Raw genomic sequence first — 21,583 nt, forward strand, 5'->3', positions numbered from 1 at the left:
TTCTGCGGGTGGTGGGGCCGGTTCGCGCCCACGCGGCGGAGCCGCATGTGTCACCGCCTCGCGCCTCTGAAGGGTAGGGGCCGCGGCCCGCCCTTCTGCTGAAAAGCACGGGGGGCGCAGCCCCGGTCGCTTTTCAGGGCCGCGGGAAACTGCGCGAGACACCACAACGAACCCGCACCCGCCAACGAACCGCGCACCCCCGGGCTACCAGGCGCCCCGGCCCACCCCCACCCGCAGCGCGTCGGCGAACAACGCCCCCGCGAGCAGGGAACCGCTGCCCCGCGGACTCCAGCCCCGCTGCTGCAGGTCCGCGTCGAACGCGGCCAAGGCCCGGCGGCCGGCCGGCGTGGCCGTACCCCCCTCGTCGAGAACACCACGGGCGGCCGCCTGGACGTGACGGAGTCCGTGCGGGCCGGCGGTGTAGAGCAGTTCGGTGTCCTGGAGGGTCGACATGACCGTCAGCAGGGCATCGAGACGGGCGTCCTCCTCCGGTGTTCCGGCGGTGCGCGCCGCGGCCAGCACGTCCAGGGCCCGGCGTACATGAGGGAAGCCGGCGCGGGCCTCGCCCCGGGCGCCGGCCGCGCCGTACTTGGCGGAGACCGAGGACCCTCGGGACGGCAGCCGGGGCGCCCTTCGGTCGGGGTGGACGGCGATCTTCTTCGCGGTGGCGACGAGTTCGCGGCCCCGGGCGCCCGGTTCCAGGGCCGCCGCGGCGACCAGGAGGCCCAGGACCCAGGTGGCGCCCCGGTGGCCGCCCCCGGCGAGGGCCAGTGAGTGTTCGGTGGAGCGCCCTATCGCCCCGAGTTCCGCGCGGAGTTCGGGTGTCGGGGCGCCGTTGCGGCGGGCGCAGGCCGCCATCGCTCCGAGGCCGGGGAGCAGTGCCTTCGCCGACCAGCGCAGGGCGCGGTGGTCCTGGCGGGTGATCCGTGCGCGGAGGTCGCGCGGGTCGGGCAGCCCGGGTTTGGGGGTCAGCTCCAACTGCCGGGTGAGCGCGGTCACGGCGGCACGCGCCAGCGCCTCGTCCTCGCGGCTGCTCATGGCCGGGCCTACGAAGCGGAGGTGGCGGTGGCGGTGTTGGTGTCAGTCGACGCCTCCGACGAACCGTCCGTCGGGGCGTCCGTCGGAGGCTCGCCCGACGGCGGAAGCTCGCCCGACGGCGGTGTGCCGCCCTCGCCACCACCGCCGTTGCCGCTTCCTGCGCCGGTGTTCTCGGTGTCGGGGTCGATGCCGAGGGTGAGGAGGCCCTGGTAACCACGGGCGGGGGTGCCCTTCTTGACGGCCTTGAGGGTGAGCAGGCCGCTGGCGGCGCCACCGCCGTCGTAGACCATGTCGTCGTCGAGGGTGGTGTAGCTGCCGCTGTGCCGGGAGTACGGCTCCAGGGTGAAGATCTCCTGGGCGATCTCGTCGTCGAAGAAGAACTGGCCGGTGTGATTGACCTTGCCTCCCTCGTAGGTGCCGTCCTCCTTCGCGCCGCCCGTGTGCACCTTGACGTGGATGTGGCAGGTGCGGGGCGTGTACCAACCGGGGAAGATCGTATGGAACTTGACGACGCCGTGGGCGTTGGCGATCTGGTAGCCGCGCAGGTAGGTGTCGTTGTCGGCGGTGGAGCCGTCCTCGCTCTCGGCGGGGGCCGAACTACCGGGGTTGGCGGTGGTGTAGCCGGAGTAGTAGCCCCAGGCGTCGCAGTGCCAGATCTCCACGGCCGCGCCGGGGACCGGGGTGCAGCCGTCGGTGGCGTCGACGACCGTCAGCCGCAGGGTGAGCGGGACGCCGCTCTTGCCCTCGGTGATGTCCTTCCGCACCAGGGCGCCGTCCAGGTAATACGGCCCCTCGGTGACGCTCGTCATCAGCGTCATGCAGGTGCTGCCGCTCGCACTCGTCGCCGAGGCCGAGGCCGCCGTCCCCGCCGTTCCGGTCGTCTCGTCCGCGAACGCTGCCCGATAACCGGCGACCGCCAGCCCACCGGCCGCGACCGCCCCGCCGGTCACGGCGAGCGCCCGACGCCGAGTGATCGATTTGCTTGCGTGATGTCCCGTCATATCGCAGAAGCTAGGGGCGCAGTCCGTCAGGGGGCTGGGGAGTGACTGTGAGGGGGCTGAGAGCGGGAGGCAGGTCGGTCGGCGTGAGGCGGAACCGTTCGCTTGGGCGCTGCGTCGTCCCGCTTGGGCAGCCTTCCACCCCTGCTTGTCGTTACGGAGAGTGACTTTAGCGGAGCTTATCCGGGGCCGAGAAATGTTGTACAGGGCCGGGCGCTCCACGAGGACGGAAGTCGATCAAGTCGCCTGGGGGCGCTCTTGGTTGGGTGGGGCGCCGAAGAATGCACCGCCGCGCTCTTCGTGCTTCAGATCGAGTTCAGTACGCCACCTCGAGGACCGTTTTACCCCTTTTGTCGATTGGCTCAAAAGTAAAGAATGGGCAAAAACCTTACGAGGTCCAGGCCTGCTCGCGATCGTCATCATGGCGAGGTTGACCAGGCCTCAGGGCGGTGGCCTCGACATTGGCAACAGAGGGAGGTGTGGGCATTCACCCACTGGTGTGACCCGCCTCACGTTTATGCCGTGGAGGAGGCGCTCGCCGTCCGGTACGGGCGCTATCGTCAGCACGCAATCAGGCCGACTGGTATCTGATGCCGCTCGTCCAGTCGGCCCCTGCAGCGTTCTGACTCGGCCTCCCGACGCGCGGTTCCCGTCGGCCAATGCTTCAGTTATCGAAGGCCATACAGGTCAGCACCTGAGGTGCTGTCAGAAGATGAGGTCCGAATGAACGCTTCTCTCGACATCGCGGCCGAAGAGCCGGGAAAGCCGACCGCGGTCGGCCCGGAGCGGGTCTCCCTCGTGCGTTTGGCTGCACAGAGTAGCGGCGCACTGTCCCCGGCGGTGACTCGCGCCGTGTCGAACGGCGTCGAGCGGCGGGGACCGGGCAGGGTCGCGGTCGCGGCCTTCCAGAGCTCGGTCTGATCTCATCGATCACCCATCGATCGGGAACTGACACACCTCTCATGACACCCATGGGCCGACCAATCCACCCCTTACGCCAATTCGTGCTCAAAATGCACAGCCGCTGCGATCTGGCATGTGATCACTGCTATGTGTTCGAACATGCGGACCAAAGCTGGCGCGGTCGGCCCATTGTGACGTCCGACGAAGTCCTGAAGGCCACGGCGGAACGCATCGCCGAACATGCCACAACGCATGGCCTGGACACCGTTCATGTGGTTCTGCACGGCGGCGAACCGCTCCTGGCCGGTCACACCCGGCTGCGCCGAGCGGCCCAGGAACTGCACCGGACGCTCACCGGTGTGTGTGCGCTCGACCTGCGGATCCACACCAACGCCGTCACCCTCGACGAGCGGTTCCTCGACCTGTTCGACGAGTTCGACATCAAGGTCGGCGTCTCGCTCGACGGCGACAAGGCCGCGAACGACCTGCACCGCCGCTACGCCAACGGGCGCAGCAGCCACGACCGGGTCCTGCGGGGCATCGCCCTGCTCGACCGGCCCCGCTACCGCCACCTGTTCGCGGGCATCCTGTGCACCATCGACGTGCGCAACGACCCGATCGCCGTCTACGACGCGCTCGCCGAACTCCGGCCGCCCCGCGTCGACTTTCTCCTCCCGCACGCCACCTGGGACGAACCCCCGCTCCGGCCGGCCGACGACACGGACGGCACGGCCTACGCCCGCTGGCTGCTGGCGGTGTACGACCGTTGGGCGGCGGACGGCCGCCCCATGGACGTACGGATCTTCGACTCCGTGCTGCGGACCCTGCGCGGCGACAGCAGCCTGACCGAGTCGCTCGGGCTGGCGCCCGCCGACCTCGCCGTGATCGAGACCGACGGCAGCTTCGAACAGGCCGACTCCCTCAAGACGGCCTACGACGGCGCCCCCGTCACCGGCATGGACGTGATCACCCACTCGCTCGACGAAGTGGCCGCGCACCCGGGCCTCGTCGCCCGGCAGCAGGGACTCGACGGGCTGTCCGACCAGTGCCGGGCCTGCCCGGTCGTACGCTCCTGCGGCGGCGGGCTGTACGCCCACCGGTACCGGACCGGCAGCGGCTTCCTCAACCCGTCCGTGTACTGCTCCGACCTGCTGCGCCTCATCACCGACATCCGGGACCGACACATGTCCGACCAGTCCGTCCAGCCCGCGCTGGCCGACGAGCACCTCGACGAACTGGCCGCGGGCCTCGGCTCCACCGCCACCACGGACCTGCTGGCCCGCCACCAGCTCTCCCTCGGCCGCGAGCTGCTGGGCCTCGTCTGGCACGAGACACCGCACACCCCGCTGGGCGAAGCAGCCTGGGAGACACTCACGCTCCTCGACGGCACGGCCCCCGAATCCGTCGACCGGGTCCTCACGCACCCCTACGTACGTCCCTGGGCCCTCCGGTCGCTGCGAGGTGGCACGGACGCGGCCGAGATCGCCATGCGCGGCGTGGCGGAGATCGCCGCGGCCGCCGCACTGCGCGCCGGACGGGCGGAGGCAGTCGTCGTGCCCGTCCACGAGGGGGTGCTGCGACTGCCGACGCTGGGAACCCTCACGCTGGGGGACGGCGTCGAACAGGCCGAGGTCCGCACGAACGACGAAGGCTTCACGGTCCGCGCGGACGGCACGACGTACACGGTGTCCTGGAAGGGCCCCAAGGACCCTGCCTGGCGGGGGAGCCGACGGTTCGAACTGGACGGCTGGGCCGTGGCGCTGGAGGACACCGACCCCTGGCGGGACTGCCACGGCCATCCGGCGCACCCCCGGCTCGGCGAGGACGAGGCCGAGGCATGGCGGACCGACCTGGCCGCCGCGTGGGCGTGGATCCGCCGCGAACTTCCTCAGTACGCCCCCGGTATCGCCGCCGGGCTCCAGGTGGTCACCCCTCTCCGCCCCTCCTCCGACGGCTCCGACATCAGCTCGGCGGCCCGCGACGCGTTCGGGGCGGTCGCCATCGCGCGCCCCTCCGACCCCGAGTCGCTCGCGTTGCTGCTCGTCCATGAGTTCCAGCACGTCAAGCTCGGTGCCGTGCTCGATCTGACGGATCTTTACGACCCGTCGTGCGACAAGCTGTTCTACGCCCCTTGGCGCCCTGATCCGCGTCCGCTGGAGGGGCTGCTGCAGGGGACGTACGCCCATCTGGCGGTGATCGACTTCTGGTTCGCGCGGTGGCGGTCCGCCGACGGTGACACGGCCCGCAAGGCCGAGGTGCAGTTCTCCCGCTGGCGGGACCAGACGGCCGAGGCGGTGGAGACCCTCGCCGGGTCCGGTGCCCTCACTCCCGCGGGGGAGCGGTTCGTGGCTGGGATGCGGGGGACCCTCCGAGGGTTCCGGACGGCCGACGTAGGGGCGGAGGCACTGCGGGCGGCCCGGCAGGTGGCCGGAGAGCACCGGGGCGCCTGGGAGGCGGCGGCGCGGTAGAACCCACACGGCGAGGGCGGCGACTCAATGCCTGGTCGGGCCGGGTTCTTTCCGGCCGCAACTCCCCGTTCCTCCGGCCCCGCAGCGGTACGGCCCCTCACCCTTCGCGTCGGCCACCACGGCGTCGGGTTGCCAGAACATGACCTTCCGGAGCCGAGTCGGGTGTGTTCGTCCTGTTCCGAACAGGACTTGTGGGTTCCTACACTAGGGGCCCAGTCACGGAGCGTCGGGGGGCATACGTGCAAGGAGCCGGTCTGGCCAGAGGAGGCAGTAGCCCTTACTTCTTCCTCAGTTACGCGCACACACCGAGCCATGACTCGAGTGGCGGCGACCCCAATGTGTGGGTGAAGAAGCTGTACGACGGTCTGTGCGAGCACATCATGGGGCTGACCGACCTGCCCCGGGGGGCGAAGGTCGGGTTTCTGGACCAGAAGATGTCGGTCGGCACCAAGTGGACCGACGAGTTGTCCATGAATCTCGCGCGCTGCAAGGTGTTCGTCCCGCTGTACTCACCGCGCTACTTCACGAGCCGGCAGTGCGGACGTGAGTGGTGGGCGTTCTCGCAACGCCAGGTCACCCAGCGGGCGCGCGGCGGTCCCGCGCGGGAGAACACGATCATCCCGGCGTTATGGGTGCCGGTGGAACCGGCCCAGATGCCCCAGGTGGCGAGGGACCTGCAGTTCAACCACTCCGCCTTCGGGCAGGACTACGCGGACGAGGGCTTCTACGGGCTGACCAAGCTGCGCTACTTCCGGGACGAGTACGAGCGGGCCGTGTACCGGCTGGCCAAGGAGATCGTGCGGGTGGCCAACGAGGCCACGTTGGAGGAAGGCAAGATCTCCAAGGAGTACGAGTCCCTGCCGGCCGCCTTCGGCTCGGACGAGCGTCCGCCGGAGTTCGACATATCCGTGCTCGCCTGCACCCGTTCCGACCTGCCGCAGGGCCGCAAGCCGGACTACTACGGGGACCAGCCGCACGAATGGAACCCCTACCACCCCGAGTCCGCCCTGCCACTGGGTGATCACGCGGCGGAGCTCGTCCGCACCAGGAACTACAAGGTCAACGTCGGTGTGCTCGACGAGAGCGCGCGGATGTTTCACGAGGGCCGGCCGAAGGCGCCCGGACTGATGCTGCTCGACCGCTGGGCTCTGGAGTCACAGCGGAGCAGGGAGCTGGTGGGCAGGCTGTGCGGGGAGCAGCGCCCCTGGATCAGCGTCATGACTCCGCGGCACAAGGACGACGTCGTGACCGCCGAGCGGGAACGGGAGCTGGACGAGCTCACCTACCGCACGCTCGTGTCCCGCATGACGGACCGGGCCGGCCACTACTCGGCCAACGGCAGCATCCGCGACCTGGACTCCTTCGGCAACGAGCTGAACCGGGCCGTGACGTCGGCCGTCCACTACTACTGGGAGAACGTCGAGACCTATCCACCGGAGGGACCACCGAGCGAGCCTCCACGGCTGAGGGGGCCCGACCTGGGTTAGCGAGCCCCGGGTGACGGACCCCGGCAGCACCACCTGGCACGACCACCGAAAGGCGCGCGACGAGCGAGGCCGAAAGAGGCCGACAGGGCGGAGGGCATGAGCATGACCAAGAGCCGCAACGGCACCGTGATCACGTTCTACTCGTACAAGGGCGGCACCGGGCGGACCATGGCGCTCGCCAACGTGGCCTGGATCCTGGCCGCGAACGGACACCGTGTCCTGGCCGTGGACTGGGACCTGGAGGCGCCGGGCCTGCACAAGTTCTTCCATCCCTTCCTCGACGCCCAGTTGCTGCGGGGGACCCCCGGACTGATCAACCTGATCGACGACTACCGCCGGGAGGCGCTGCGCAACCTGCCCGACCGGGCGTCGGACTGGCACCGCCACTACGCCCGGGTGAGGCCGCACGCGCTGTCGTTGGACTGGGCGTTTCCCGAGGGCGGCAGCCTGGACTTCCTGTCCGCGGGCAAACGGCACCGGGACTACCCGATCGTCGGCAACATGGACTGGGACCGCTTCTACGCCAGCTACGGCGGCGGCCAGTTCTTCGACGCGATGCGCGACGACATGCAGCGCTTCTACGACTACACGCTGATCGACAGCCGGACGGGCCTGAGCGACCTCGCGGACATCTGCACCGTGCAGATGCCGAACACCCTGGTCGTCTGCTACACGCTGAGCGAGCAGAGCATCGAGGGTGCCGCCGCCGTCGCACAGGACATCAAGGAACTGCACGGCGAGAAGGGCATCCGCATCCTGCCCGTCGCCATGCGCATCGACCTCGGTGAGAAGGACAAGCTGGACGCCGGCCGCGCCCGCGCCAGAGAACGCTTCTCCGGACTGCCCTCCGGCCTGAACACCGACCAGATGGCCGACTACTGGGCGACCACGGAGATCCTCTACCAGCCGTACTACGCGTACGAGGAGATCCTCGCGGCCTTCGGCGACCCTCCGAAGTCGGCCAACTCCATGCTGAGCGCCTGCGAACGGCTCACCTCTGTGATCACCGAGGAGCGGGTCACCAAGCTGCCGCCCATCAGTGAGGCGAAGCGGGCCCAGTACAAGGCCGCGTACACCCGGCAGCGGCCGGTGCCGCTGTCCCAGCTGACGCTCTACTACGTGTCCGAGGACCGGATGTGGGTGGACTGGCTGGAGTCGGTGCTGCGCGGTGCCGGCTTCGAGGTCGTGCCGAAGAACGTGCAGACGATGCCGACGGCGGAGATCGGCGCCGAGGCCATGCCCGGCGGGGCGCACCGGGTGCTCGCGGTGCTCTCGCCCAGCTTCGTCGACTCCCGCCGGGCGCGGGTCGCCTGGGAGGCGGCGGTGCACTCCGGTGGCTCGGAGAAGCGGCAGCAGCCGTTGTCGATCCGTGTCGACGACGTGCAGATCAGCCTGCCGTTCGCCGGCCGGAGCGTCATCGACCTCAAGGGCCTCAACGAGACCCAGGCGTACAGCGCTCTGCTGAACGGCCTCGACCGCCCCGAAGCGGTCTCCACCGTCTCCCCCAGCTCGCGCGGCCTGCGCTTCCCCAGTGTGGGCAGACGCGTCTCCAACGTCCCCGCTCGCTACCGGTGGTTCACCGGCCGCTCCACCATCCTGGACAAGCTGCGCGAGCAGCTGACCACGAACCGCCCCGGGCAGCGCGTGCCGCAGGTCCTGCACGGCCTCGGCGGTGTGGGCAAGACACAGCTCGCCCGTGAGTACGCCCACCGGTTCATGGCGGACTACGACGTGGTGTGGTGGGTCGATGCCGAGCAGCCCGAACTGGTGCTGCCGAAGCTGGCGGCGCTCGCACAGCCCCTCGGCCTCGGTGTGGGCGAGGACGTGAAGGAGGCGGCCGAGGCGGTGATCCAGGCTCTGCGCAGTGGGGAACCGTTCAATCGCTGGCTGTTGATCTTCGACAACGTCGAGGACCTCGACAAGGTGCTGAAGAGGTTCCCGGACTACACCGCTCCCGTCCCCGACCACGTCTACGGCCACCTCCTGGCGACCACCCGCACCCGGCCCACGCTCCCGAAGGTCCAGCCGCTGGAGGTGGAGGTCTTCACCCGCGAGGAGAGCGTGGAGCACCTGTGCCGCCGGGTGCCGGGGCTGAGCGAGGAGGACGGCGGGCTGGTCGCCGACGCGGTGGGCGACCTGCCGCTCGCCATCGAGGTCGCGGCGGCCTGGCTGGAGGCGACGGCGACACCCGTCGAGGAGTACATCGAGCAGCTGCGCGAACAGTCCACCCAGGTGCTTTCCGTCAAGGAGGCGGTGGAGGCCGTGGAGTACCCGAGGTCCGTGGGCGCCACGTGGAACATCTCCATCAACCGTCTCCGGGACGAGTCACCGGCCGCCGCCCGCCTCCTCGAACTCTGCGCGTTCTTCTCGGCCGAACCCATCTCGATGGGCCTCATCGGCAGCGACGCGATGATCAAGGCACTGCTGCCGTACGACCGGGACCTGCGCGCCCGCTACATGCTGGGCCGGGTCACCCAGGCACTGAACCGTTTCGCCCTCGCCAAGGTCGACTCGACCGACAACTCGATCCAGGTGCACCGCCTCGTCCAGGCCGCCGTCCGCGACGGCATGGACGAGGTGAAGTTCGACGACACCATCCATGAGGTGCACCGCATCCTGGCCGCCGCCCGGCCGCCCGAAGAGGCTCTGGACGACCCCGCCCAGTGGCCGGGCTTCGAGGTGATCTGGCCGCATCTGACGCCGTCCAACATCCGGAACTGCTCGGAGGAGGACCCACGGCAGCTGATGGTCTACCGCGTCCGCTACCTGTGGAAGCGCGGTGACCTGCACGCCGCCCGCACCCTGAGCAGCCAGCTCAACGAGTTCTGGTCGGGTGAGTTCCCGGACGCCAACGACGAGCAGATCCTCAATCTCCGCTTCGAACTGGCGAATGTGCTGCGCTCGCAGGGGCAGTACCAGGAGGCCCTCGACCTCGACGAGAAGACCCTCGCCGACCAGAGGGAACTCCTCGGTGACGACCATCCGAGCATCCTGATCACCTCCGGAAGCTTCGCCGCCGACCTGCGCGCGGTCGGCCGCTTCAAGGAGGCCCTCGACCTGGACCAGCGGATCTACCGGGGCTTCCGCGAGATCTTCGGCGAGGATCACCCCCGTACGTTGTCCGCCGCCAACAACCTCGCCATCGACTACCGGCTGGCCGGCGACAGCGAGGCCGCCCGGCAGCTCGACGAGGACACCGTCCGCCGCCGTACCGCGCTGCTCGGGCCGCTGCACCCGTACACCCTCACCACCAAGGGCCATCACGCGCGTGACTTGCGGGAACTGGGCGACTACAAGAACTCGGTGGAGATCCTGCGCGAGGTCCGCGAGGGCTTCAAGCAGGTCATGAACCCGAATGTGCCCGAGGTGCTGCGGGTCGACAAGAGCCTCGCGGTCTCCCTGCGCAAGGACGGCCAGATCGCGGAGGCGCTGCGCATCTCCCAGGAGACCTCGGAGACGTACGCCCTGTACCGCGACCGCTACGGCAGCAATCTCCCCGAGGCCTTGGCCTGCAGACTCAACCTCGCGGCGGACTACTTCGCCACGGATGCCGGGAACGGCGCCGCGCGGGCGGTCGAACTGGTCAACGAGGTGCTGGAGGGCTACAAGACCTCCTTCGGCCCCGAGCACCCGTTCGTCATGTACTGCCTCAACAACCTGTCCATCTACCACCGGGCCCTGGGCGAGGTGGAGAAGGCCGCAGAGTTGAGCAAAGAGGCCCGTGACGCCTTGGCGGAGGACCTCGGGGAGGGCCACCCCGCGGTGCTCTGCGCGGGGGTCAATCTCGCCAACGCCTATGGGGAGATGGGCATGTACGACCGTGCCGAGCACTGGGAGCGGTTGGCCGTCGAGGGGCTGCGCCGCCGCTTCGGCCCCACCCATCCCGACGTGCTGGTGAGCATCGGCAATCTGTCGATCACTCTGCGGGACATGCAGCGCCAGGAGGAAGCCGAACGGCTCCAGCAGCAGACGGAGTCGAGGGCGTCCGTGTTGCTGGGCGACGCCCATCCCGTCACCGAGTCCATCCGCGTATGGCGCCGGGTGGGCAGGGACCTGGAGCCGCAGCAGACCTGAGCACCGGGGAGGTCCGGAGGTCGGTGGCTCCGCGGAGCGCCGACCTCCCCCACGGCCCAGGTGTATTGATCACGAGCGTTGTTAACGCTGGCCGGGCTTGATCATGGCGAAGGCCTCCGTGTGTGGTGGAGGTGTCGAATCTTCACCGCACGGAGGCCTTCAAGTCCCACCGTAAAGCCCGGCTGACCCTTCATGGCGGGTGACGGCTGGTCGAACGTGTCCGCACCGGGCGCCCTGTCGCCCATGTTGCCGCCGAGATGGGCATCTCCCGGGTCACCGCTGACAAGTGGATGCGTCGTCGCTGGCGGACCGAAGGCGAGCAAGGGCTGCACGACCGGTCCATCCGTCCCCGCACGACACCGCATCGCGCGGCGGGGGCGATCGGGGCCCGCACATGCCGTCTTCGACGGGACGGCGAGCTCGGCCCAGCTCGTATCGGTCCGGTCCTGGGACTTCCCGCCTCGACCGTGCACCGTGTCCTGGTCCGTCATGGTCTGAACCGCTTGTCGTTCCTGGACCGGCCCACCGGCCAGGTCATCCGCCGCTACGAACGCGACCGGCCCGGCGAACTCGTCCACGTGGACGTCAAGAAACTCGGCCGCATCCCCGACGGCGGCGGGCACAAGGTACTGGGCCGCCAGGCCGGCCGCGCCACACGCAACGGCATGGGCTTCGACTACATCCACTCCGCGGTCGCCGACCACAGCCGCCTCGCCTACAGCGAAGTCCACGCGAACGAGAAGGCCACCACCTGCGCGGCCTTCCTGCGCCGGGCCGCCGCCTTCTTCGCCGCCTCGGGCATCGACCGCATCGAGCGGGCACCGACCGACAACGCCTTGCCCTACCGCAAGAGCTTCGCCTGGCGGCAAGCCCTGGACGACCTCGGCGCGGCCGGCAAGCTCACCCGCGCCTACCGGCCACAGACCAACGGCAAGGTCGAACGCCTCAACCGCACCCTGCTCGACGAATGGGCCTACCTACGGCCCTACATCACCAACAGCGAACGCACGGCAGCACTGGCAGACTTCCTTCACACCTACAACCACCACCGCTGCCACACCGCACTGGGCGGCCGGCCACCCATCAGCCGCGTCAACAACCCCGCGGGGCAATACACCTAGGGCCTGCCGTCTGGATCATGCCGGCTTCGGGCTACGGCACCTTGATGCCTGCCGGTGAGCGGGGGCTTGGTGCGTGCAGCTGCAAGGCGGAGGAGGGCGTCAACGCGATGGGCCTCCGCGCAAGGTTGTTCGAGCGTGGGGGAGTTGGGGACCGACGACAGCGCGGCAGATGTGCGTGCCAAGCCCTGCGGCACAGGCGTGATCCGAACGACGGAACCTAGCTTACGGCCCAGCTCAGGACCCGGGTCAGGACCCGCAGAGCGCCGAAGTGGGCGGCGCCCCGCTCGACCTCGACCTCCGCGTCCGGGATGTGCCGGCCGAGCCAGCGGGTGTGTTCGACGGGGGCGAAGATGTCGTCCTCACCGTGCCACAGCTTCACCGGCGTGTTGATCCGGCCCAGATCGAACCCCCACCCCGTACTGAACGCCATCACGTCGTCCACCCAGCCGTCGGGAGAACTGCGCAGGCCCTCCGCGAAGTTGCGGACCAGCATGTCCTGGATCCCGGCGTCCGCGACGATCCACCGGTCCGACTCGGGAAGCCCGCCGGCCATCTCGGCGACGGACGCGGCCGGGTCGGCGAGGATCGACCGCGAACGGCGCCCGAGGGTCGCGGTCACCCGGCTGCGGCCGATGGCGGCGTTCACGTACTCACGCACGTTCGACTCGGTCATGCCGTCGAACCAGTGCAGTCCGGGCGCGTCCCGCGGGGCGAGGCTCACCAGGGCCGCCGCCCGAGTCGTGCGGTCCGGCAGCAGCGCGGCGCAGGCCAGTGCGTGCGGGGCGCCGCCCGAGCGGCCGACCACGGCGAATCGGCCGATGCCGAGCGCGTCCGCGATGTGCCGGACATCGGCAGCGGCCGCGCTGACGGTGCGGCCCGGCAGCCGGTCCGAGTCGCCGTACCCGGGCCGGTCGAAGGTGATCAGCCGGACGCCCAGGTGGTACAGCACCCGTTCACGCGGAGCGGGCCCGAACCTGCTGCCCGGTGTGCCGTGCAGCAGGAATACCGGTCGGCCGGCGGGATGCCCGCCGTCGTTGATCGACAGGCGCCGACCGTCCGAGGTACGCACCATGAGCTGCATTCGCCATCCCCTGTCGTCCCGTCCCGCCCGTGTGCCCCGCCAATCCCCGCCCCCGCCGGTCGTCAACCACCACGGCGTGCAAGGTCTTCGGGCCGCGCCCGACGTCGGCGGTGGACATCTTCGAGGGAGCCCATGCCCGTGAACACCCCGCGAGGCGGACGCCCGGCGCGGAGTGGCGTGCGGCACGCGTGCGCCGCAGGGCAGGCAGGTGTCGTACGGCTGGGTGCGGTCGTCCTGGCCGACCGTGTCGTACGGAGTGGCACGGCCGGTCGGGGCGTGCCGGCGTACGGCTCGGCGTCGTCGTACGGCGTGGGAACGGGCACGGCGGGATCACGTGCTGGTCTGTCACGTGCTGGTCTTCCACGTGCTCTTCGGTCACATGCTCTTTGATCACATGGTGTTCGGTCGCATGCTGTTCGGTCACGCGCGCCGTCGGCGCGGGTGTCTGCGCACGGGCCTCAGCTGCCGTGTCCGGTGACGTTCTGTCGGCCCGCGGCTGCGTCCCCCTCACCGGTGAACGCCCGTGCTGGTCGCCAACTCCCCCATCCAGCCAGTATGCAACCGGACGGCCACCCGGCCCAGACCGCGCGCTACACCGCCACGAGCGGTGCGCCCTCTTGCCATTTGAGGATCTTGTCGAAGCTCACGACGGCGCCGCCGCAGCCCGGTTTGTTGCCGATGTGGACGTGGTCGGCGAGTTCGCGGATCAGGCAGAGGCCGCGGCCGTTCTCGTCGTCGGCGTGGGCCTGGCGGGGCGGCTGGCGGTGCGGGAAGCCGGGGCCCGAGTCGGCGACCTCGATACGGCACTTCTCGCCGTCGAGGTACGCGGTGACCCGGTATGCCTCGGACGTGCTGCCCGACGGGACGGCGCCACCGTGCTCCACGGCGTTGGCGCAGGCTTCGCTGAGGGCGACGGAGAGGTCGTACGAGATGTCCGGGTCGACGCCCGCCGTCTCCATCGTGCCGAGCAGCAGCCGCCGGGCGAGCGGCACGCTCGCAGCATCACGCCGCAAATGGAGTGACCACCAGATGCTCATGCTCCAGCCTCCCGGCCACGGCTCGACATACCGTTACGTATTGCCACCGAGACGGGCGCGCAATCGCCCGGAACCGGTCCCGCCGCCCATACGGCGGATGCGTGCTCGTCACAATCGGTGTATGCGGACGAAACCCTTCCGAATCCCCCACCACTTCCACACCTCGGGCCCCAGGAAATGGGCCCGAGGGAGGTGGGGTGCCGGGACGCCGCGCCCCCGGGCCACCGTGACGCCGGGACGCCGTGCCGCCTGGGCGTCGGGCCCGAGGGCGCCGCTCCCTCCGGTGCCGTACCGCCGTCTGAACACCGGCTCCTCCCGCCCCGTACCTCACCGTGGGAACCCGGCGCTCCCCCGACCGGACCTCGATGGGATGATGACCCCGCCATGAAAGCCCGCACACGCACCGGAGGTGATCTCCGGGTTCTACGGGCCGCGGTGTTCGCCGCGGTCTGCGTCGTGCTGGCCGGCGCGGGCCACGCGCTCGCCTCGTGCGCGTCCATTCCGCTGTGGAGCCTCGGTGTCGGATTCGTCGGCGTCTTCGCCGTCGCCGCCGCCCTGGCCGGCGGGGAACGCTCGCTGCCGGGCATCGCGGCCCTGCTCGCCGTGGGCCAGACCGTGCTGCACACCCTCTTCGGGCTCGGCCAGCACGGCGTGGGGACCACGTCGAAGGCCACCGCCGCCATGGACGCGGCGCTCGTCGAACGCGCCGCACGACTCGTCTGCGGGGCCACCGCGGCGGCCATGAGCCCCGCCGAGGCCCGACGGATCCTCGTCGACGCGGGGCTCGGCGGTACGTACGCCACGCACCACCCCGCGGACGCCATGACGACCGCGCCGGACTCCTCGGCCGCCGTCCTGCCGTCCCTGCCCATGCTGCTCGGCCACGTCCTCGCGGCCGTCGCCGCCGGGTGGCTGCTCCGCCACGGCGACCTCGCGCTGCTGCGCCTCGCCCGGCTGTCGGCCCACGAGCCGCTCGTACGGTCGCTGCGGGGGGCGCTCGCGCTGGCGCGGGCTCTGCGGTCGGGGCTCCAGGGCGCGCCGGACGCCGTATCGCGCGCCCCTCGCCCCACGTCCGCGACGCCGCCGGCCCCGCGGACGACCGCGCTCCAGCACACGGTGATCCGACGCGGCCCTCCGACCGCCGCGCTCACCCTCGCCGCCTGACACGACGACGGCCACTCGTACTCACACTCCACGTACTGCCTGCACACGGCTCGGCAGCGCGGGCTTCACCGCCTCGCGTCGCCTCTCCGCGCATGCGCAGGAGGGAGTCGGGGACGTCGGCGTGCGGCGCACGCGCGCGTGCGGTCGCGGTTCTGTGGGTGCAGGTGTGGGTGCGGTACGAGCGTGGCTCGATCCGCGCTCCTCGCGCCTCCCCTCAACTGCTCATGACACGCGTTCCCCTTCCGTCCTTTCCTCTCCCACTCACTCACCGTGGAGTGTCACCAGTCATGAAGGCTTCTCGTATCGCCGCCGTCGGCGCCCTTGCCGGTTCCGCCGTCCTCGTCCTGTCCGGTCCCGCGTTCGCGCACGTCAGCGTCGCGGCGGAGGGCACGGCGGCGAAGGGCGGGTACGCGACCGTCAACTTCAAGGTCCCGAACGAGCGCGACGACGCCTCCACCACCAAGGTCGAGGTGAACTTCCCGACCGACCACCCGCTCGCCTCGGCCCAGCCCGAGGCCGTCCCGGGCTGGAAGATCAAGGTCACCCGGGCCAAGCTCGACAAGCCGATCGAACTGCACGGCGAGCAGATCGACGAGGCCGTGTCCAAGGTCACCTGGACCGCCACCGGCAAGGGCATCGAGCCGGGCTATTTCCAGAAGTTCCCGCTCTCCCTGGGCCAGCTCCCCGAGGACACCGACGAACTGGTCTTCAAGGCGCTGCAGACGTACTCCAACAAGGAGGTCGTCCGCTGGATCGAGGTCCCGCAAAAGGGGCAGGAGGAGCCCGAGCACCCGGCGCCGGTGCTCGCGCTGTCCGCCGCCTCCGGCGACCACCACGGCTCGTCCACCGCCGCCTCGGACGAGTCGGAGCATGCGGAGGACGCGAAGAACGCGAAGGACGCCGAGGCCGCCTCGAAGGAGACCGCGGCCGAGCCCGCCGACAGCAGTGACACCACGGCCCGCGTGCTCGCCGTCGTCGGCATCGTCGTCGGCGCCGCGGGCGTGGCGTACGGCGTCCTCGCCGGCCGTCGGCGCACCGACGCCTGACCCCCGGCCTCCCGGCTTCTCCCTTCCCTTCCCTCCCCTCCCCGGCGCGCACACGGTCGTCGTACGGCGTGTGTGTCCGCCGCAGCGGCGCCCGCCCGGTGCGCGCCGGGGATCGAACCACCTGGGACATTTCCATATGCACACGAATACGAAGATGACCAAGAACACGAAGGACGCCAGGAAGTCGAGGCAGACGTACGCGGTCGGTGCCCTGCTCGTCGCGGCCATCCTCGGCCTCTCCGCCTGCGGCAGCGAGGACGCGTCCACGACGTCCGTCGTCGAGGTCTCCGAGACCGGGGCGACCAAGGTGTCCACCGTTCTCGACGAGCCGTTCGCCAAGCCGGACCTGGTGCTCACCGACACCGAGGGCAAACCGTACGACCTCCGCAAGGAGACCAAGGGCAAGCCGACGCTGATCTACTTCGGCTACACCAACTGCCCCGATGTGTGCCCGCTGACCATGAACAACATCGCGGTCGCGAAGAAGGAGGTCTCGAAGAAGCTGCCGAAGTCGGAGCTGGCGAACCTCCGGATCGTCTTCGTCACCACCGACCCGGAGCGGGACACTCCGGCCGAGCTCGGCAAGTGGCTCAAGGGCATCGACCCCGAGATCGTCGGCCTGACGGGCGACTTCGACAAGATCCAGGCAGGCGCGCTCGAGCTCCACATCTCCATCGCCCCGCCGACCAAGGACGAGAACGGCAAGACCGTCTCGGAGCACGGCACCCAGGTCATCGCGTTCTCGCCGAAGACCGACGCGGGCTATGTGCTGTACGACAAGAGCGCGACCGTGCAGGACTACGAGAAGGACCTGCCGAAGCTGCTGAAGGGCGCGAAGCCGTGAGGGTGCGTACGGCGGGAGTCGCTGTGGTCGTGGCCGGTGGGATCGTGGCCGGTGGGCTCGCGCTGACCGGGTGCGGCTCGTCGGACGCCTCCGGATCCTCTGGCTCCTCCGCGGCCGAGCTGTCCGTGAAGGCGGCGTACATGCCGCAGCCGGTCACCGACTCCATGGCGGCCGGATACCTCGTCATCGAGAACAAGGGCGGCGCGGCGGACGAGCTCACCTCCGTGACCAGCGATCTCGCTCAGGACGTCACCGTCCACGAGACGGCCGGGCAGGCGATGAAGCAGGTCTCGGCGCTGCAGGTCCCCGCCGGTGGTGAACTCGTCCTCCGGAGCGGCGGAAGTCACCTGATGTTCGAGAACCTGAAGCGCAAGCCGAAGGAAGGCGAGACGGTGTCCCTGCGCTTGAACTTCATCAAGTCCAAGGCCATCACGGTCGAGATGCCCGTGAAGTCGGCGACGTACCAGCCGACGACCGGTCACTGAGGGAGGGAACCCCGTTGAGGCCCTTGAACGGGTTGCGGCCGTGGCGCCGACCGAGACCGTCCCGCGAGGTACGGCGGTCCAGCGCGGCGAGGCGGTCGGAGGGCGTGCGGCGGTCCAGCGCGTCCTGGCGGTCGCGGGGCGTGCGGCACTCCGGTGTCGCGAGGCGGTCGGCCGGTGGTGCTTCGCCGTCGTCGCACCGGCTGAGGGCGTTGCCTCTGCTGCTGCTCGCCACGGTCGCGGCGGTGCTCGTCGGTGCCGTGCCGGTCTCCGCGCATGCCGCGCTGACCGGCAGCGACCCGCAGCAGGGGTCGGTGGTCCAGGAGGCGCCGTCCCAGATCTCGCTCACCTTCTCCGAGAAGGTCGCGACGTCCGACGGCTCGGTGCGCGTGTACGACCCCAAGGGCAAGCAGGTCGACACCGGCGACGTCGCCGACCTGGGCGGCAACAGCTACGGGGTGAAGCTGCGCCCCGGACAGCCCGACGGCACCTTCACCGTGACCTACCAGGTGGTCTCGGCGGACAGCCACCCCGTCTCCGGCGCCTTCACCTTCTCCGTGGGGGCGCCCTCGAAGACGACGGTTCCCGTGCCGGGCCAGGAGGCCGGCGGCGGGGTGGTCGGCGGGCTCTACGGGTTCGCCCGCTACCTGTCGTACGCCGGTTTCATCCTGCTGGTCGGCGGCGCCGCGTTCGTCCTGGCCTGCTGGCAGCGCGGCGCCGGGGTACGACCCGTGCAGCGGCTCGTGGTCTCCGGGTGGCTCACGCTCGCCGTGGCCACCCTCGCCATGCTGCTCCTGCGCGGCTCGTACACCGGTTCCGGCAAGCTCGGCGACGTCTTCGACCTGGACCTGCTCAGCGATGTCCTCCAGACGAAGACGGGCGCCGCCCTCATCTCCCGTCTGCTCCTGCTTGCCGCAGCCGCCCTCTTCATCGCGGTCCTCTTCGGCGCGTACGCCCGGCGGGACGAGGACGACGACGAGGACGACGAGGGCGTCGTGGCGGACGGCGCGGAAACGGGCGGTACGGAGACGGACCGCACGGAGGAGGCGAGTGCCGGGGACGACGACGAGCCCTCCGACGCCGACGACGGCTCCTACCAGCGGGACCTCACCTTCGGGCTGGCCATCGGCGGTGGCGTGGTCGCCGCCGGGCTCGCCGCGAGCTGGGCGATGGCCGAGCACGCCTCGACCGGTCTCCAGGCGGGCCTCGCGATGCCTCTCGACATCCTGCACCTGCTGGCGGTCGCCGCCTGGCTGGGCGGTCTGGCGACGCTGCTCGTCGCGCTGTTCCGGGCCCCCGCCGACGCGCAGATCGAGACCGCGGCCGTACGCCGGTTCTCGCGGGTCGCGTTCGGCAGTGTGCTGGTGCTGACAGCCACGGGGATCTACCAGTCCTGGCGGCAGGTCGGCACCTGGTCGGCGCTGACCGGCACGTCGTACGGGCAGTTGCTACTCGTGAAGATCGGCCTGGTCGCCGTGCTGGTCGGGATCGCCTGGATATCCCGCCGGTGGACCACCCAGCTGGCGGAGGCACCGGTGGCGACGGGGGAGGGCCGGGAGAAGGCCACGGGCGATGGCGCAGGCGCGAGTACCGTCGGCGATGGCGCAGGCGCAAGCGCGGATGCCGTCGGCGATGACGCAGACGCAAGTGCGGGTACCGCTGGCGATGGCGCAAGCGCGGGTGCCGTCGGCGATGACGGTCGCGACGACCCCGAGCGGGCAGCCCAGCTCGCCCGGCAGCGGGTCGCGATGGCCACCGCGCGCGAGAAGCGGCTGCGGGACGCCGATCCGGGTCGGCGGGGCCTGCGCCGGTCGGTGCTCGCGGAGGCGGCCGTCGCCGTCGTCCTCCTCGCCGTCACCACGGCCCTGACCTCCACCGAGCCCGGCCGCACCGTGGAGGAGGCCAAGGCGGCCAACGCGGCCGTCGCGCCGGACACGCAGTCCGGGGCGCTGGCGCTCGACATGTCGTTCGACACCGGAGGCAAGAACGGCAAGGGCGTCGTCCGGCTGGAGATCGACCCGGCGCGCGTCGGCGCCAACGAGATGCACGTCTACGTCCAGGGCCCCGACGGCAAGGCCCATGACATCCCCGAGGTGAAGGTCGCCGTCACCCTGGAGGCCAAGGACATCGGCCCCCTGCCCGTGGTGCCCGACCACATCGCCACCGGGCACTGGACGGCCGACGGCGTGCAGATCCCCATGGCGGGCGACTGGAACATCGAGGTCACCGTACGCACGTCCGACATCGACCAGGTGACCGTGAGCAAGAACGCGAAGATCGGCTGAACCGCACCATGACCGACCCGTCCACCACCGACCAGTCCACCACCGTTCCGTCCGACGCCCCGTCCGAGGGTGTCCCCGCCAAGGGCACCTCCGCCAAGGGCGTGCCCTCCGAGGCTTCCGAGGGCACCCCGTCCGAGGGAGCGATCTCACGACGCCGTCTGCTCGGTACCGCCGGTGCCACCGGTCTCGCCCTGGGCGCGGCCGGGGGAGCCGTCGGATACGCGACCGGGTCCTCGTCCTCGTCCGACGCGTCGTCCTCGTCCGCCTCCGGGGGCGAGGTCGCCCCGCTCTCCTCCCTCGGGGCGGGAGAGGTGATGTTTCACGGGAAACATCAGCCGGGGATCACGACGCCGCTCCAGGCCCGCGGTCACCTCGTCGCGTTCGACCTGGCTGCCGGGGCGGGTCGCAAGGAGGCCGCCGCGCTGCTGCGTCGCTGGTCGGAGACGGCCCGGCGGCTGATGGCGGGCGAGGCAGCGGCCCAGGACGACACCGGGGTGGCGCGCGACGCCGGGCCCTCCTCGTTGACGGTCACCTTCGGCTTCGGGCACAGCTTCTTCGCCCGTACGGGGCTGGAGAAGCAACGCCCCGACTCGCTGGACCCGTTGCCGGACTTCTCCTCCGACCAGCTGGACAAGGCGCGCAGCAACGGCGATCTGTGGGTGCAGATCGGCGCCGACGACGCCCTCGTCGCCTTCCACGCCCTGCGCACGATTCAGAAGGACGCGGGCGGCGCGGCCCGGGTGCGCTGGCAGATGAACGGCTTCAATCGTTCGCCGGGCGCCACGGCGCATCCCATGACGGCCCGCAATCTGATGGGGCAGATCGACGGCACGCGCAATCCCAAGCCGGCCGAGCCCGACTTCGACGAGCGGATCTTCGTACCCGCGTCGGGGGCGTCCGGCGAGCCGGCGTGGATGGCGAACGGCTCGTACGCCGTCGTACGCCGTATCCGCATGCTCCTCGACGACTGGGAACAGCTGTCGCTGAAGGAGCAGGAGAACGTCATCGGGCGGCGGAAGTCGGACGGCGCTCCCCTGAGCGGGGGCGCGAAGGCGACGGAGACGACGGAGACGACGGAGATGGACCTGGAGAAGACCGACTCCCGGGGTGATCTGCTCGTTCCGATCAACGCGCACGCCCGGATCAGCCGCCCCGACCAGAACGGTGGCGCGGCCATGCTGCGCCGGCCGTTCTCCTTCCACGACGGCATCGACGCGAAGGGCGTCCCCGACGCGGGCCTCCTCTTCGTCTGCTGGCAGGCCGACCCGCTCCGCGGCTTCGTCACCGTCCAGCGCAAACTCGACCGCGGTGACGCCCTCTCCAAGTTCATCCGCCACGAGTCCAGCGGCCTCTTCGCGGTGCCGGGCGGCGCGGCGAAGGGCGAGTACGTGGGCCAGCGGCTGCTGGAGGGGTAGTGGGTGCGGCGGCGCCGGGGTGCGGGGCTCAGGTGCTGCCGAGGTCCGGTGCCGGGCCCGCGGTGGGGGCGCTCCGGGGCCGGGGTCGCCCGCGGGGGTGGTGTGGACGGTAGTCGTGCGCCGTCCCCGTGTAGGCCCAT

At 70.5% G+C, this 21,583-nt stretch carries 15 protein-coding genes; 11 read left to right on the top strand and 4 right to left on the bottom strand.

Translation table 11 applies throughout. The annotated features are described in order from the left end of the window. Positions 1-204: 204 nt before the first annotated feature. Positions 205-1,038, bottom strand: coding sequence for a triphosphoribosyl-dephospho-CoA synthase (locus M8J73_RS17035; RefSeq protein WP_249828778.1), 834 nt, complete (start codon positions 1,036-1,038; stop codon positions 205-207). Positions 1,039-1,046: 8 nt separating this feature from the next. Next, positions 1,047-2,039 carry an intradiol ring-cleavage dioxygenase gene (locus tag M8J73_RS17040; RefSeq protein ID WP_206187835.1) on the bottom strand — a complete coding sequence of 331 codons (993 nt, stop codon included), beginning with the start codon at positions 2,037-2,039 and terminating at the stop codon, positions 1,047-1,049. A gap of 720 nt (positions 2,040-2,759) precedes the next feature. On the opposite strand from M8J73_RS17040, the gene fxsA reads away from it, so the two are divergent. The 5 genes from fxsA (at position 2,760) to M8J73_RS17065 (ending at position 12,089) form a co-directional block, all read left to right on the top strand. Then, positions 2,760-2,957, top strand: a complete 198-nt coding sequence (gene fxsA, locus M8J73_RS17045; RefSeq protein ID WP_055538757.1) for an FxSxx-COOH cyclophane-containing RiPP peptide — start codon at positions 2,760-2,762, stop codon at positions 2,955-2,957. Between the two features lie 41 nt (positions 2,958-2,998). Continuing rightward, entirely contained in the window at positions 2,999-5,407 is a 2,409-nt protein-coding gene (locus M8J73_RS17050) for an FxsB family cyclophane-forming radical SAM/SPASM peptide maturase (protein ID WP_055538758.1), read from the top strand. Between the two features lie 239 nt (positions 5,408-5,646). Next, positions 5,647-6,894 carry a TIR-like protein FxsC gene (locus M8J73_RS17055; protein WP_240501268.1) on the top strand — a complete coding sequence of 416 codons (1,248 nt, stop codon included), beginning with the start codon at positions 5,647-5,649 and terminating at the stop codon, positions 6,892-6,894. Positions 6,895-6,996: 102 nt separating this feature from the next. Next, entirely contained in the window at positions 6,997-10,968 is a 3,972-nt protein-coding gene (fxsT, locus tag M8J73_RS17060) for an FxSxx-COOH system tetratricopeptide repeat protein (RefSeq protein WP_055538768.1), read from the top strand. Between the two features lie 206 nt (positions 10,969-11,174). Beyond that, entirely contained in the window at positions 11,175-12,089 is a 915-nt protein-coding gene (locus tag M8J73_RS17065; RefSeq protein WP_240501269.1) for an IS481 family transposase, read from the top strand. 217 nt (positions 12,090-12,306) lie between these two features. Here the strand turns inward: M8J73_RS17065 and M8J73_RS17070 are convergent, their stop codons facing one another. After that, positions 12,307-13,170, bottom strand: coding sequence for an alpha/beta fold hydrolase (locus M8J73_RS17070; protein WP_055538759.1), 864 nt, complete (start codon positions 13,168-13,170; stop codon positions 12,307-12,309). A gap of 590 nt (positions 13,171-13,760) precedes the next feature. Next, the gene (locus M8J73_RS17075) at positions 13,761-14,207 is read right to left on the bottom strand and encodes an ATP-binding protein (RefSeq protein ID WP_055538760.1); all 447 of its coding nucleotides are present in this window, start codon (positions 14,205-14,207) and stop codon (positions 13,761-13,763) included. A 384-nt stretch (positions 14,208-14,591) separates the two neighbouring features. Here M8J73_RS17075 and M8J73_RS17080 point away from each other — a divergent pair, with 384 nt between their 5' ends. The 6 genes from M8J73_RS17080 to efeB all read left to right on the top strand — a co-directional run bounded on the left by M8J73_RS17080 (position 14,592) and on the right by efeB (position 21,443). Beyond that, positions 14,592-15,371, top strand: coding sequence for a hypothetical protein (locus M8J73_RS17080; RefSeq protein ID WP_206187836.1), 780 nt, complete (start codon positions 14,592-14,594; stop codon positions 15,369-15,371). Positions 15,372-15,658: 287 nt separating this feature from the next. Further along, a complete protein-coding gene (locus M8J73_RS17085; RefSeq protein WP_055538762.1) occupies positions 15,659-16,417 on the top strand; it encodes a YcnI family copper-binding membrane protein in 759 nt (252 codons plus the stop codon). A 154-nt stretch (positions 16,418-16,571) separates the two neighbouring features. After that, positions 16,572-17,261 carry an SCO family protein gene (locus M8J73_RS17090; protein WP_055538763.1) on the top strand — a complete coding sequence of 230 codons (690 nt, stop codon included), beginning with the start codon at positions 16,572-16,574 and terminating at the stop codon, positions 17,259-17,261. Further along, positions 17,258-17,746 (top strand): copper chaperone PCu(A)C, encoded by a 489-nt coding sequence (locus tag M8J73_RS17095; RefSeq protein WP_055538764.1) that lies wholly within the window; start codon positions 17,258-17,260, stop codon positions 17,744-17,746. The genes M8J73_RS17090 and M8J73_RS17095 overlap by 4 nt, the downstream gene beginning before the upstream one ends. A gap of 209 nt (positions 17,747-17,955) precedes the next feature. Beyond that, the gene (locus M8J73_RS17100; RefSeq protein ID WP_055538765.1) at positions 17,956-20,028 is read left to right on the top strand and encodes a copper resistance CopC/CopD family protein; all 2,073 of its coding nucleotides are present in this window, start codon (positions 17,956-17,958) and stop codon (positions 20,026-20,028) included. 8 nt (positions 20,029-20,036) lie between these two features. Continuing rightward, positions 20,037-21,443: an iron uptake transporter deferrochelatase/peroxidase subunit gene (efeB, locus tag M8J73_RS17105; RefSeq protein WP_055538766.1), complete on the top strand. Its 1,407-nt coding sequence runs from the start codon at positions 20,037-20,039 to the stop codon at positions 21,441-21,443. Positions 21,444-21,583 lie beyond the last annotated feature (140 nt).

Origin of the sequence: Streptomyces neyagawaensis, from assembly GCF_023516595.1 — a bacterium.
GTDB lineage: Bacteria > Actinomycetota > Actinomycetes > Streptomycetales > Streptomycetaceae > Streptomyces > Streptomyces neyagawaensis.